9 protein-coding genes and 3 riboswitches are annotated in these 13259 nt (G+C 68.2%); of the genes, 6 read left to right on the top strand and 3 right to left on the bottom strand.

Features of this window, described 5'->3' with window-relative positions; genetic code table 11:
* Window positions 1-48 precede the first annotated feature (48 nt).
* From ACZYY4_RS02855 to ACZYY4_RS02835, 5 genes are read left to right on the top strand one after another with little or no spacing between them, the layout of a single operon-like run.
* Window positions 49-2226, top strand: coding sequence for a molybdopterin-dependent oxidoreductase (locus ACZYY4_RS02855; RefSeq protein ID WP_463807899.1), 2178 nt, complete (start codon window positions 49-51; stop codon window positions 2224-2226).
* Entirely contained in the window at window positions 2223-2645 is a 423-nt protein-coding gene (locus ACZYY4_RS02850) for an ester cyclase (RefSeq protein WP_463807898.1), read from the top strand. Before ACZYY4_RS02855 ends, ACZYY4_RS02850 begins: the two co-directional genes overlap by 4 nt.
* A 24-nt stretch (window positions 2646-2669) precedes the next feature.
* Window positions 2670-3632: an NADP-dependent oxidoreductase gene (locus ACZYY4_RS02845; protein ID WP_463807897.1), complete on the top strand. Its 963-nt coding sequence runs from the start codon at window positions 2670-2672 to the stop codon at window positions 3630-3632.
* Entirely contained in the window at window positions 3629-4579 is a 951-nt protein-coding gene (locus ACZYY4_RS02840; RefSeq protein ID WP_463807896.1) for an LLM class flavin-dependent oxidoreductase, read from the top strand. The genes ACZYY4_RS02845 and ACZYY4_RS02840 overlap by 4 nt, the downstream gene beginning before the upstream one ends.
* The gene (locus ACZYY4_RS02835; RefSeq protein WP_463807895.1) at window positions 4576-5235 is read left to right on the top strand and encodes a maleylpyruvate isomerase family mycothiol-dependent enzyme; all 660 of its coding nucleotides are present in this window, start codon (window positions 4576-4578) and stop codon (window positions 5233-5235) included. Before ACZYY4_RS02840 ends, ACZYY4_RS02835 begins: the two co-directional genes overlap by 4 nt.
* Before the next feature lie 136 nt (window positions 5236-5371).
* Here the strand turns inward: ACZYY4_RS02835 and ACZYY4_RS02830 are convergent, their stop codons facing one another.
* The 3 genes from ACZYY4_RS02830 to ACZYY4_RS02820 form a co-directional block, all read right to left on the bottom strand.
* Window positions 5372-7105 (bottom strand): PPE domain-containing protein, encoded by a 1734-nt coding sequence (locus tag ACZYY4_RS02830; protein ID WP_463807894.1) that lies wholly within the window; start codon window positions 7103-7105, stop codon window positions 5372-5374.
* Window positions 7106-7138: 33 nt separating this feature from the next.
* Window positions 7139-7321: riboswitch (cobalamin riboswitch) on the bottom strand.
* A gap of 169 nt (window positions 7322-7490) precedes the next feature.
* Window positions 7491-9086, bottom strand: coding sequence for a PPE domain-containing protein (locus ACZYY4_RS02825; RefSeq protein ID WP_463807893.1), 1596 nt, complete (start codon window positions 9084-9086; stop codon window positions 7491-7493).
* A gap of 29 nt (window positions 9087-9115) precedes the next feature.
* Window positions 9116-9257, bottom strand: a riboswitch (cobalamin riboswitch).
* Between the two features lie 23 nt (window positions 9258-9280).
* Entirely contained in the window at window positions 9281-11515 is a 2235-nt protein-coding gene (locus ACZYY4_RS02820) for an NADP-dependent isocitrate dehydrogenase (protein ID WP_463807892.1), read from the bottom strand.
* A 141-nt stretch (window positions 11516-11656) separates the two neighbouring features.
* Window positions 11657-11777: riboswitch (SAM riboswitch) on the top strand.
* Window positions 11778-11916: 139 nt separating this feature from the next.
* On the opposite strand from ACZYY4_RS02820, the gene ACZYY4_RS02815 reads away from it, so the two are divergent.
* A complete protein-coding gene (locus ACZYY4_RS02815; RefSeq protein WP_463807891.1) occupies window positions 11917-13254 on the top strand; it encodes a bifunctional o-acetylhomoserine/o-acetylserine sulfhydrylase in 1338 nt (445 codons plus the stop codon).
* Window positions 13255-13259: the final 5 nt, after the last annotated feature.

Raw genomic sequence — 13259 nt, 5'->3', positions numbered from 1 at the left:
GCGATCCATACTTGTGGTACATACCATCAGTATGTTAATACTGAGGGTATGCAAGTTCGTCGTCACGTCTGTCCGCTCTGCGAGGCCGGTTGTGGATTGCTGAGCGAGGTGGATGGCGACGAAGTGGTCTCCACTCGCGGCAACCCGGACCACGTGTCGAGTCGCGGGCACATCTGCCCAAAAGCCCTCGCGCTCCGCGAGTTACACGCCGATCCCGATCGGATACGCACGCCGCTGATCCGCTCCGCCGACGGAGAGTTGCGGCCCGCCTCTTGGGACCAGGCGTTCGCGGCGATCGACGCACGACTGACCGCGGTCCTCGATCGGCACGGACCCGATGCGGTGGCGTTGTATCTCGGCAACCCGGTAGCGCACGACTTCGCCACGACGCTGTACAGCAGTGCGACGATGCGAGCGTTGGGGTCCCGCAACATCTACACCGCCAACACCGTCGATGCGATGCCGAAGTTCGCGGCCTGCCAACTCATGTTCGGTGGGATGTACACGGTCCCGCTGCCCGACCTCGACCGCTGCTCACATGTGCTGATCCTGGGCGCCAACCCGCTGGTGTCGAATGGCAGCCTGCTCACCGCACCGGGGATGCGGGCACGGCTTCGCGCACTACGGCGCCGCGGGGGGCGGCTGATCGTCGTCGACCCCAATCGAAGCCAGACCGCCCGCGAGGCCGACGAGCACCACGCAATCCGGCCGGGCGCCGACGCCCTGCTGCTGCTCGCGTTGGTACATGCACTGTTCAGCGAGAACCGGGTCGATCTCGGCCGGCTGGCCCCACACGTCCGCGGCGTCGAGACCATCGAGGAGCTGGCCGGCGACTTCTCCCCCGAAGCCGTTGCGCCGCACTGCGACATCCCCGCGGCTGACATTCGCCGGATGGCCCGCGAACTGGCCGCTGCACCGACCGCAGCCGTGTACGGCCGCACCGGCACCTGCACCCAGCGGTTCGGGACCGTGACCAGCTGGCTGATCGAGGTGCTCAACGTGCTGACCGGAAATCTGGACCGGCCGGGCGGCGCCATGTTCGCCCGACCGGCGGCCGATCTGCGGGCGATGACCGCCCAACGCGGCGTCTCGTTCGGGCGCTGGCACAGCCGGGTCCGCGGCGCACCGGAGACCCTGGGCGAGTTGCCGCTGGCCTGCCTGGCCGAGGAGATCGACACCCCCGGGGACGGGCAGGTGAAGGCGCTGATCACCGTCGCCGGCAATCCCGCGCGCTCGGCGCCCGACAGCGCTCGGCTCACGGCGGCATTCGGCCAGCTGGAACTCATGGTCGGCATGGACCTATACCGCAATGAGACGACACGCCACGCCCATGTGCTCCTACCGGCGCCCTCACCGCTGACCAAGCCGCACTACGGCCTGTTCTTCCACCACTTCGCGATCCGCAACACGGCCACCTACGCGCCGCCCGTGCTGCCGCCGTCCCCCGACATCACACCGGAATGGCAGATCCTGCTCCGGTTGATCGGAATCGTCACCCGCCAAGGCGCCACCGCCGACCTGTCAGCCATCGACGACATGGTCGCCGAATCCCTGGCGCGAACGCTCGGAGGCGACGGCGAGACGGGGGGCCTGCGCGGCCCCGAGCGTCTTCTCGACCTGCTGTTACGGGCCGGGCCGTACGGCGACACCGAGCCGCTGACGCTGGCCCGGGTGCGTGCGCATCCCGACGGGGTCGATTTCGGTCCGCTGCGCCCGCAGCTGCCGGGTCTACTCAACACGCCGTCGGGCCGGGTCGAGCTCGCCCCGCAACCGCTGGTCGACGACGTCGCCGAACTACGCATCCGGCTGCTTTCGCCGCCGAAGGACGCCATGGTGCTGATCGGGCGACGCCACCTGCGGTCCAACAACTCCTGGATGCACAACCTGCCCACGCTGGCCAAGGGGCCGCAGCGCTGCACGCTGTTGGTCAATCCCGCCGACGCAGCACGGCTGGGGCTGGGGACGCGCGCACGGGTGACCTCACGTGCCGGGATCCTCGACGCGCCGGTGGAGGTGACCGACGCGGTCCGGCCCGGCGTGGTGTCACTTCCTCATGGCTGGGGCCACGGCGAACCCGACGCGACGCTTCGTCTCGCGGCGCGACGGCCCGGCGTCAACAGCAACGTCCTGTCCGACGGTATCGAGCTGGATCCGCTGTCGGGCACCGCGGTGCTCAACGGCATACCGGTACAGGTCACAGCCAGTCCCGAGGAGAGATCGCTGTGACCACCGATGCCGCACTGGACGCAGCGCTGCGCAACTACGCCGAAGCCAAGAACCGACATGACGTCGAGGCGATCGTGGCGGCGTACGCCCCCGACGGCCGGTATCAGGACCCCGGTCTGCGCCAACCGATCACCGGCCGCACGCAGTTGCGCACCTTCTACACCGCCTTCTTCGAATCCGTTCCCGACTACCGCGGCGAGTTCGACGGGACGGCATTCGGCAAGGACATCGTCGTGGTGTGGGGCCGCATGACCGGAACGGCGGTGACCGATCTGCTCGGCCTGCCGGTCCGGCCCGGCAGCCGTTTCGAGGTACCCGTCACCTTCGTCTGCACCTTCCGCGGCGGACAACTGATCAGCGACGTCGGCTACTTCGACACCAGGACCCTGCACCGTCAAGTCGGCCGACCGAACCGCTGACGGCCACAACCAAACGAGGAGGCGATGTCCGTGCTCGCGATCACCCAACATTCCTGGGACGGGCCCGATTCCGCGCGCCTGGAGGAGGTCCCCGAACCGCGCCCCGCGCCCACCGAGGTGAAGGTTCGAGTCCACGCCGCCGGGGTGAACCCGGTCGACTACTACACCAGCGGCGGCATGGCATACAACCGGGTGCTCGCCCTGCCCTTCATTCACGGCTGGGACGTGGCCGGCGTCGTCGAAGAGGTCGGCTACGGCGTCACCCGATTCAGCGTCGGCGATCGGGTCTTCGGCATGCCGTGGTTCCCGCGACAGGCCGGCGCCTACGCCGAATTCGTCACCGCGCCGTCACGGCACTTCACCGCCATTCCCACCGGACTGAGCTACGTCGAAGCGGCAGCACTGCCCCTGGCGGGGCTGACCGCGTGGCAGATGCTCGTCGACGTCGCCCGGGTCACGGCAGGACAGCGGGTATTGATCTCGGCGGCGGCCGGAGGCGTCGGGCATCTGGCAGTCCAGATCGCCAAAGCGCGCGGCGCGTACGTCATCGGCACCGCCCGGGCCGCCAAGCACCGATTCGTCTCCGAGCTCGGCGCGGACGAGGTGGTCGACTACACCACGACTCCGGTTCACCAGGTGGTCAAAGACGTCGACGTGGTGATCCAGATGTTCGGCCGCGACGCCGGTCTCGCCGCGCTGGAGTGCCTTCGCCCCGGCGGAACCCTGGTCAGCGCCCAGGCCGCCTGGACACCCGGCATGCAGGAGCGTGCCGAGCAGCTGGGGGTTCACGCCCACGGCTATCTGGTCGAGCCCGACGCGTCCGGACTGGACGCCCTCGGCGAACTCGCAGCCGGCGGAGAATTGCGGGTACATATCGCCGAACAGCTTCCCCTGACACAGGCCGCACGTGCCCTGCAGCTTGTCGGCGACGGCCACACCACCGGCAAGATCATCCTCACCGCAGCGGCCGAGACGATCAGCGCATGACGCCAGAGGCGAGCCTCGGGGTCGTGGCACCACTGACCGGTGATCAGTGGGCCGGCGCCGAGCCCGGGCAGCTGAATCGTCTGGTACGCACCATCGAAGATCTCGGCTTCGATTCACTGTGGGCCAACGATTCACTCTTCGGACCACGAGTTGAGGCCTTGACGTTTCTGACGGCGGCAGCGCCGGTCACCGAGCGCATGACGCTCGGTACCGCGGCACTGCTGCCCGCACTGCGTCGACCGCTACAGACCGCACAGGCGCTGGCCTCATTGGATCTGCTGTCGCACGGTCGGTTGATCGTCGGTGTGGGCGCAGGCTTTCCAGGGGCCTCCGAGCGCGAGTACGCACTGTCGCAGGTACCGTGGCCGCGACGTTTTGCCCGCCTGGACGACACCGTGGCGCTGTGGCGACAGCTGTGGGCCGGCGAGGGTCCCGACGAGTTTCGCGGCGCGACGATCTCCCTTGCGGGACTTCCCGATTGCATCGCGACGGCGACTCCCGGTGGCCCGCCGGTGTGGCTTGCCGGCGACACCCCGAACGCCCGAACCCGCGCTGGCACACGCTATGACGGATGGCTCCCATATCCGCCCACACCCAAGCAGTACGAGGCGGGCCTCGATGAGGTACTGGCAGCCGCCCGAGGCACGGGCCGCGCGCAAAGCGATATGACACCGGGGTTGTTCGTCACCGTGCTGATCACCGATGCCCCAGATGGTGGCCGTGAAGCGCTGGAGCAGTTCGCGAAGGCAACGTACGGATATCCGTTGCGAATCATCGAGCAAATCCAGACGTTCGCGACCGGATCGGCCGAACAGGTCGCTACGACACTGGCAAGCTACATCGACGCCGGAGCCCGCCACCTGGTATGCCGCATCGCAGTACTGACACTGAGCGACTTTCACGATCAACTCAAACAGCTACGCCATATCCGGGAGGAGATCAAGTGACGCGTCCTATGCCGCAGCGGGCACAGACGATCGCCCAACTACTCGACGAGTACCAGCATTTCGCCGAGCTATTGAGTTCCATAGAAATGGCCGCGTGGAACCGGGCGACACGGTGTTCGAAGTGGCAGGTTTGCGACGTCGCAGGGCATGTCGTCGGTCAGGCCGTCGAGACCGTTAACGGCATGATCGGCACTCGGACCCCCGACGAGCAGGCCGCATCGATGCGGCACCTGCTGCCTTCGACACTCGCCCTTGAGTTGCTGGACGCGAGAAGCAAGACGGCAGTTCTCGCCGCCACTTTCGACGACTCCGACTGGGAAAGATCCAGCCCCCTACCATATTTCACGATTGGCCAGGGGATGCATTCGCTTCTGGCTGATACCTTCATCCACGCCGACGACATTCGGGCCGCTCTTGGCCGACCCGCTGTGACGGGGCCAGCCCTGTACACAAGCATTGATTTCATTCTGGGCCTACTCAGCCGGGACAAGGCCGCATTGGCCGACCCGGATGTGGCACGGCTTCTCGCTCTGCCGCCGGAAAGCCTCGGGCATGCCACCGGATTGGATCCGCACGAATTCCTGCTCGCCGCCACCGGACGCCGCGACACCACATGGTTGGGCCTTCCGCCATACATCAACGTATTCCGGTCCTGAGGCAATGATTGATTACGCCTCTGGCTCGGGCGGGTTGCCCGTCGCGTTCTCGGATGCCGCGATATGCGCGCCACGCCTTCACCGATAAGACACCCATCGAACGCCCACGCGTTCACAACCTGCCCGTCAAGAACGCCTAGGGCTCCTCGGCCGGCCAGGTGTGGGGCATCATCGGACTGACCGCGCCCCCGCCGAACCCGTCGTCAGCCAACTCGGTGAGCCCGCCGGGTCGTGCCGCGGCCACCCGATGCGTGCCACCGACGAAGCCGTGCGGCCCGGCACTCCGGCCCGAAGCGGACACCGGCTCCGGCACCAGGTCTTGGTCCAGATCCATGTACTCGTGGCCGCGTCCCAACATGCTGGCCTTTGCACGGCGCCGGTGGCGCTGGGGCGCAACCTGTTCCGCCGCCTCGGCCGCGGGGTCATCTGCACTGTCTGGCTTGGGCGCCGCCTTCTTGCGCGCGCTGGTCCCCGATCCTCGTCGGGCACCCATGTCCAGGCCGCCGACCAGGTACATGTAGGCCGGCATGGTCACCGACGGCGGCCCCGCCGGGGTGGGCGGCGGCGCACCGGGCGGCGGGGTGGGGGCAGCGGCGGGCGCGGCCGGCGGCGCGGGCGTCGGGGACGGCGCCGGAGCCGGCGCGGGGGTGGACGCCGGCGGCTGGGCCATTGCCAGCGCGGGTGAGGGGGGCGGGGCCGGGGGCGGCGGGACGGCAGCAAAGTGGTGTGCCGTCGCCCCGATCCCCAGACCGCCGAGCACTCCCGCCGGAGCCAGCACGCTCGTGGCGGCCAGCGCCGGCAGCAGCGCCGGTATCAGTACCGTCTGGGTGATCAGATAGTTGAGCGCCTGGATGGTGTTGCCGATCGTCGCGGTGACGATCTCGACCATCGCCAGCGATACGACCAGACCCAGGCCCTGGGGATTGAACAGGGCGGTGTACATGATCGCGATCAGGTCGTCGATGATCACGATGCTGGTGAACGCGAAGTAGGAGCCCGGATCCAGCGGCACCGAGAAGATGTAGGCCAGGTTGGCGGGGTTGAAGAAGCTCAGGGGGTTTCCGGTCCACGCCAGCCACGACCCGGGCACCCCGGGCGGCGGCAACATCGGCGATCCGGCCTGCAGGGCCGCGAAGAACTTGGCCAGCGGGTCCGCGATGCCGTTGAACCCGATCTTGTTGAAGAACTCCGTCAACTGCGCATACAGCGGGTACTGACCGCTGTCGGGGTAGGGCGGATGCGGGACAAGGCCTTCCAGCCATTTCGCGAAGTCGAGGAACCACTGCGGCGGCTGCGGCGGTTGGGAGGGCGTCGCGTCGGCGCTGCCGGGCGTCTTGAGCACCACCGGTGCCGGCTCGGGCTGCGGCGACGACGCCACCGCGGTGGCCGCGGTCGCCTCGTAGCCGGTCATCACGGTGGCGGCCTGCAGCCACATCCGCGCGTAGTCGGCCTCGTTCAGCGCGATTGGAATCGTGTTGATACCGAAGAAGTTTGTGCCCACCAGCACGCCGTGGGTGGCGTGATTGGCGGCCAACTCCGCCAGGGTCGGCATCGCCGCCAGCGCACTGGTGTAGGCCGCCGCCGCGGTCTGCTGCGCGGTGGCCGCCACCGTCGCATCAGCACCGGCACGCAGCAGCCACGCCAGATAGGGACCGTTGGCGGCCACGAACGCCTCGGCGGCCGGACCCTGCCAGGCTCCGGCCTGGACAGCGGCCAACAGGCTGGTCAGCTCGTCGGCGATCGCCGCGTACTCAACGGACAGGGAGGTCCACGCCGCCGCGGAGGCGAGCAGCGGGCCGGCGCCGGGGCCGGCGGACAACAGGGACGAATGGATCTCAGGAGGCGACGCCACCCAGATAGGCGCGGTCAAGGTGATCAGCTCTCTCGGGGTACACCGCCCCGGGTCGCAGGATGCGACGACGTGAGTGTCCTGACTCTCGGATCACCGCTCCCCTCGCCTTCCAGCTCCATCAGAGCCGTGGCTGTTGAGGTTCGCTCCCCGATCACAGTGGCGGGACCGTGCCGGATTCACACCGGCTTCCTGCACCATCGTTGCCTTACCGACGCATTCTCGCACGCTGAGGCGATCGCAAGCGCGGCGGAGCCGGGCGAAGCGGATCGCCGTGACGGCCCGAGGCGATCGCAAGCGCGGCGGAGCCGGGCGAAGCGGGTCGCCGTGAGGACCCGAGGCGATCGCAAGCGCGGCGGAGCCGGGCGAAGCGGGTCGCCGTGATGGCCTGAGTTGATCGCTTGCGCTACTCCCGCATCCAGGTGCCCGGTGTCATCGGGGTCCTCACCCCGCCACCGAACGCGTCCCGGGCCAGGGCGGCGAGTCCGCTCGGCGCCACATCCGCCAGGTCCGCAGAGTCCTCCAGATCCATGTACTCGAACCCGCGGCCGAGCATGTCGGCCTTCGCCTTCCGGCGCCGACGGGCCTTGACCTGTGGCTCGGCGGCGGCCGCGGGCACCGGCACCTCGGCGGCGTCGGGCTCGGGTGCTTTGCGGCGGCGCGCGCTGGTGCCGGCCGCCCGGCGGGCCTGCTGGCCCAAGCCGGCAACCAGGTACATGGCGGCCAGGCTGTCTCCCGGAGCCAGCGGCGGCGCGGGCGGCGCAGGAGGTGCGGGCGGCGCACCCGGCGGCGGTGCCGGGGCCGGAACCGGTGCCGGAGCGGGCGCCGGTGCCGGAGCCGCCGCCGGCGGGGTGGGCGCCACCGTCAGGCCGGCGAACGGCGGTGGGACCGGAGCCAGCGGAACCGGGACGGCGTGCAGTGCGGCCAGGCCGGACAGGCCGGCCAACCCGGCCAGTGGTGCCGCCGCCAGCGGTGCCAGGGCGGCGGTCATCATCGGCAGCATCACCGGGATCAGCACGATGGCCTGCTCCAGCAGCGTCTTGAGCAAGGCGATCACATCGGTGATGATCGTGCCGATCGCCTCGACGGCGGTGAACAGCAGCGTCGAGGCGATGGTGCCGGGGTTCCCGGAGGCGAACGCCGCGGTGAGATCCGCGGCGATGAACGCGAACGTCTGCGACAGGTAGGCGGCGAACGATCCGAAGTCCATCGGGTAGCCCAGCGCGAACGCGATGTTGTAGGGGCTGAAGAAGCTGAGCGGATTGCCGGTGATGGTCAACCAGGGGTCGAATCCGGCGAAGATCGACTGGAGGTAGGGGTTGCTGGCCAACTCGTTGATCATCGGCTGCAGGACATTGTTGTAGAAGTCGGTGTAGCCGCTGTTCTGCAGCCACTCCATGATGTCGTTCTGCCGATCCGGCGGCAGCGCCGGCTGGCTGGCATCGCTCGAACTGGCCGATTCGGCTTTGGCGATCTGCGGCGCCGCGCCAGCCTGCGGGCTCGACGCCATCGCCGCGCCGGCGACGGCCTGGTAGCTGGCCATCACGGTGGCGGCCTGCAGCCACATCCGGCCGTAGTCGACCTCGTTCAGCGCGATCGGGATGGTGTTGACGCCGAAGAAGTTGGTGCCCAGCAGCACCGCGTGGGTGGCGTGGTTGGCCGCCAGTTCGGCCAGCGTCGGCATCGCCGCCAGCGCGGTGCTGTAGGCCGCGGCCGCGGTCTGCTGCGCGGCGGCCGCCACGGCACTTGTGGTGCAGGCGTGGAGCAGCCACGCCAGATACGGCACGTTGGCCGCCACATACGCCTCGGCACTCGGGCCCTGCCACGCCCCTGCCTGCACCGCACCGAGCAGCGCCGTCAGCTCGTCGGCGATCTCGGCGTATTCGGTGCTCAGCGCGCTCCAGGCCGCCGCCGAAGCCAGCAGCGGACCGGCGCCGGGGCCGGCCGACAACAACGTCGAATGAACTTCAGGGGGAGATGCGATCCAGATCGGCGCGGTCACGTTCGCCAGCTCTCTGGGGTGCCCGCCCCGAATCGCAGGATGCGACGACGTGAGTATCTGGCTCTCGGAGGAGGTTCACTCCCCGATCACAGTGGCGGGACCGCACCGGATTCGCACCGGCTTCCTACATCGTCATCGCTTTACCGCCGAATTGTCGCACGCCGGGCATCACCGAGTCCGCCGAGTGGGGCCCGTCAGTCCTTGGCGTCGACCGCGGCGTTCAGCGTCGGGCTGGGCCGCATCACCGCCGACGTCAAGTCGTGGTCCGGTGCGTAGTAGCCGCCGATGTCCACCGGCTTGCCCTGCACCACGGTCAGTTCGTTGAGAATGGCGTCCTGGTTCTTGTCCAGCGCATCCGCCAGCGCGGCGAAGTGCTTGGCCAGCTCGGTGTCCTCCGTCTGCCCGGCCAGCTCCTGCGCCCAGTACTTGGCGAGGAAGAACTGGCTGCCGCGGTTGTCGAGCTCACCGGTCTTGCGCGACGGGCTCTTGTTGTCGCCCAGCAGCCTCCCGATCGCCGTGTCCAGCGTCTCGCCGAGGATCTTGGCGCCGCTGTTGCCGGTCTTGGCGCCCAGGTCGTCGAAGCTGGCACCCAGCGCCAGGAACTCCCCGAGGGAGTCCCAGCGCAGGTGGTTCTCCTCCACCAGCTGCTTGACGTGTTTGGGCGCCGAACCGCCCGCGCCGGTCTCATACATGCCGCCGCCTGCCATCAGCGGCACGATCGAGAGCATCTTGGCGCTGGTGCCCAGCTCCAGGATCGGGAACAGGTCGGTGAGGTAGTCGCGCAGGATGTTGCCGGTGGCGGCGATGGTGTCCTGCCCGCGGATCAGCCGCTCCAGGGTGTAGCGCATGGCCCACACCTGCGGCATGATCTGGATCTCCAGGCCCTCGGTGTCGTAGTCCTTGAGGTAGGCCTTGACCTTTTTGCGCAGCTCGGCCTCGTGCGGACGCTCGGTGTCCAGCCAGAACACCACCGTCATGCCAGAGGCCCGCGCCCGCTCGACGGCCAGCTTCACCCAGTCGCGGATCGCGGCGTCGGTGACCGTGCACAACCGCCAGATGTCGCCGGCTTCGACGTGCTGGGTCAGCAGCACCTCGCCGGTGGCCAGATCCACGATGTCGGCGACCCCGGCCTCGGGGACCTCGAACGTCTTGTCGTGGCTGCCGTACTCCTCGGCCTTCTGCGCCATCAGGCCGACGTTGGGCACGGTGCCCATGGTGGCCGGATCGAACTGGCCGTGGGTCTTGCAGAAGTTGATCATCTCCTGGTAGATCCGCGCGAACGTCGACTCCGGATTGACCGCCTTGGTGTCCTTCTGCCGCCCGTCGGCGCCGTACATCTTGCCGCCGGCCCGGATCATCGCCGGCATCGAGGCGTCCACGATCACATCCGAGGGCGAGTGAAAGTTCGAGATGCCGTTGGCCGAGTCGACCATCGCCAACTCGGGACGGTGCTCGTGGCAGGCGTGCATGTCCTCGATGATCTCTTCACGCCGCGAGGCCGGCAGCGTCTCGAGCTTTTCGTAGAGGTCGGACAGGCCGTTGTTGACGTTGACGCCGAGGTCGTCGAAGAGCTCCTGATGCTTGGCGAACGCATCCTTGTAGAACACCTTGATGGCGTGGCCGAACACGATCGGGTGGCTGACCTTCATCATGGTCGCCTTGACGTGCAGGGAGAACATCACGCCGGTCTTGCGGGCGTCCTCCATCTCCTCCTCGTAGAACTCGCGCAGCGCCTCAATACTCATGAACATCGAATCGATGACCGTGCCGTCGAGCAGGGAGACCTTCTCCTTGAGCACGATCGTCTCGCCGCTCTTGGTTTTCAGCTGCATCTTCACGTCGCGGTCGCCGTCCACCGTCATCGACTTCTCACCGTGGTAGAAGTCGCCGGTACGCATGGTGGCCACATGGGTGCGCGACGCCTGCGACCACTTGCCCATGCTGTGCGGGTGCTTGCGGGCGTACTCCTTGACCGCCTTGGGTGCGCGGCGGTCGGAATTTCCTTGTCGCAAAACCGGATTCACCGCACTGCCCAGGCACTTGGCGTAGCGGTCGTGGATCTCGCGCTCGGCGTCGGTCTTCGGGTCCGCGGGGTAGTCCGGCAACGCGAAGCCCTTGCCCTGCAGCTCCTTGATCGCGGTGACCAGCTGCGGCACCGATGCGCTGATGTTGGGCAGCTTGATGATCGTGGTGTCGGGCAGGCCGGTGAGCCGCCCGAGTTCGGCCAGGTTGTTCGGCACCCGTTGCGCCTCGGTCAGCTCGTCGGGGAACTCGGCCAGGATGCGGGCCGCCAGCGAGATGTCGCTGGGCTGGACATCGATACCCGCCGGCCCGGCGAAGGCCTGCAGGATCGGCAGAAACGAGTACGTCGCCAGCAGCGGCGCCTCGTCGGTCAGCGTGTAGATGATGGTCGGCTGGTCGGCGCACATGGCTGTTCTCCCGGCGTCAGGGGTCTTATGTTCCGTTGTTCCGCGTTGTACACGGCGGCCTCAGTATCGCGCACCGCACAATGGCGTCCACCGCCGGTGAGCAGGTGGCGACACCTCCGAGGAATGCGATAAGCTGCGAGCGGTCATGAGTGCCAGCGCTAAGCCCCGGCTTGCTGGCCGGCAACCCTCCAACCGCGGTGGGGTGCCCCGGGTGATTGACCGGGTTGAGTAGCCACCGTCGGCTACGCGGCAAGCGCGGGTCCGCCACAACGGGCCCCCCGAGTAGACAGGGGAACCTGATGCGTGCCTCCTTGTGCCCGCTCGCCCGTTGTTGTTGTCGCTGAATCCACACTGAATTCACTCCTGCCCCAGCGACGGCTCTCCGCAGAAAGCATCCAGATATGACCGCCGGTACCAACTGGTCGTTCGAGACCAAACAGATCCACGTCGGCCACGCCGGCGACCCGGAAACCGGGTCGCGCGCCCTGCCGATCTACCAGACCACGTCGTATGTGTTCAGCGACACCGACGAGGCCGCCGCCCGCTTCGCACTGGCCGAACCGGGCAACATCTACACCCGCCTGACCAACCCGACCAGCGCGGTCATCGAGGAGCGCATCGCCGCCCTGGAGGGCGGGGTGGGCGCCACCCTGTTGTCGTCGGGACAGTCCGCCAGCACGTTCGCGATCTTCAACCTCGCGAGCGCCGGCGACCACATCGTGGCCAGCCCGCGGCTGTACGGCGGCACCTACAACCTGTTCCGCTACTCGCTGCCCAAGCTGGGCATCGAGGTCAGCTTCGTCGAGAACCCCGACGACCTGGAGTCCTGGGCCGCAGCGGTTCAGCCGAACACCAAGGCGTTCTACGCCGAGAGCATCTCGAATCCGAAGATCGACATCCTCGACACCCCGGGGGTCTCCGCGGTGGCCCACGAGCACGGGGTGCCGCTGATCGTCGACAACACGATCGCCACCCCCTACCTGATCCAGCCGATCAGCCAGGGCGCCGACATCGTCGTGCACTCGGCCACCAAGTACCTGGGCGGGCACGGTACCGCGATCGCCGGCGTGATCGTCGACAGCGGCAACTTCGACTGGACCCAGGGTCGCCACCCCGGGTTCACCACCCCCGATCCCAGCTACAACGGCCTGGTCTACGCCGACCTGGGCCCGCCGGCCTACGCGATCAAGATCCGCGCCCAGCTGATGCGCGACTACGGGTCGGTGGCCTCGCCGTTCAACGCCTTCCTGATCGCCCAGGGACTGGAGACGCTGAGCCTGCGGGTCGAACGCCACGTCGCCAACGCCCAGCGAGTCGCGGAATTCCTGGCCGCCCGCGACGACGTGCTGAGCGTCAACTACGCCGGGCTCCCCGACTCGCCGTGGCACCAACTGGCGCAGCGGCTGGCCCCCAGGGGCGTCGGCGGCGTGCTGTCGTTCGAGGTGGCCGGCAGGGGGCAGGGCGGCGGCCTAGAAGCAGGAAAGGCGTTCGTCAACGCACTGAAACTGCACAGCCACGTCGCCAACATCGGCGACGTGCGCTCCCTGGTGATCCACCCGGCGTCCACCACGCACAGCCAGCTCTCCGGAGACGAACTGCTGAGCACCGGTGTCACCCCGGGCCTGGTGCGGCTCTCGGTCGGCATCGAGGGCATCGAGGACATCCTGGCCGACCTGGAACTCGGGTTCGCCGCGGTCGCAGCACAGCTCGGCGAATCGTCGGCGCTGGCGGCGCGTTGAGGCGG

Source organism: Mycobacterium sp. IDUB_21 (genome assembly GCF_055419425.1).
Note: the sequence above shows the minus strand (reverse complement) of the source record. Positions and strands in the feature narration are given on the sequence as shown.

Bases quoted from the DNA above. Each gene is read 5' to 3' on its own strand.
- ACZYY4_RS02855 (WP_463807899.1), top strand. From the start codon at position 49: ATGCAAGTTCGTCGTCACGTCTGTCCGCTCTGCGAGGCCGGTTGTGGA.
- ACZYY4_RS02845 (WP_463807897.1), top strand. From the start codon at position 2,670: ATGTCCGTGCTCGCGATCACCCAACATTCCTGGGACGGGCCCGATTCC.
- ACZYY4_RS02840 (WP_463807896.1), top strand. From the start codon at position 3,629: ATGACGCCAGAGGCGAGCCTCGGGGTCGTGGCACCACTGACCGGTGAT.
- ACZYY4_RS02820 (WP_463807892.1), bottom strand. From the start codon at position 11,515: ATGTGCGCCGACCAGCCGACCATCATCTACACGCTGACCGACGAGGCG.
- ACZYY4_RS02815 (WP_463807891.1), top strand. From the start codon at position 11,917: ATGACCGCCGGTACCAACTGGTCGTTCGAGACCAAACAGATCCACGTC.